The sequence below is a fragment of the Mesorhizobium silamurunense genome, from assembly GCF_014843905.1.
GTDB lineage: Bacteria > Pseudomonadota > Alphaproteobacteria > Rhizobiales > Rhizobiaceae > Mesorhizobium > Mesorhizobium silamurunense.
Map to the genome: position 1 here is coordinate 1 of NZ_LPVS01000156.1, position 350 is coordinate 350.

At 63.1% G+C, this 350-nt stretch carries 1 protein-coding gene; it reads left to right on the forward strand.

Annotation, left to right across the window (positions count from 1 at the left end; genetic code table 11):
- A partial coding sequence (locus AU465_RS32825; protein WP_192257139.1) for an FAD-binding oxidoreductase occupies window positions 1-350 on the forward strand: 350 nt, incomplete at its 5' end.

The window sequence follows — 350 nt, forward strand, 5'->3', positions numbered from 1 at the left end:
GCCCGGAGAGCCCGGACTTCATCGTCGGCGACGACTTTGCCCACATGTGGGTATCGGCGCTGGCCTTCTGCCAGAAGCGCTTCGAAGGCACCATCCCGAAATACAAGAAGGAGCCGTCCGGCGGCATCGGCAACTTCACGGCGGATTCCTTTCCGGTGTTCGACCGATTCTGCGAGAACGTCTACGTGATCGCCGACAGCAACCACGGCTACAAGATGATCGGCGTCGGCAAGCTGGTGGCCGACGACATCTGCGGCAACGAGAGCGACCTGCTGCGGCCGTTCCGCTTCTCGCGCTTCGCCCAAGGCGAGCTGCATCCGACGTCCCACTCGCCATTCCCCTGGAGCTGA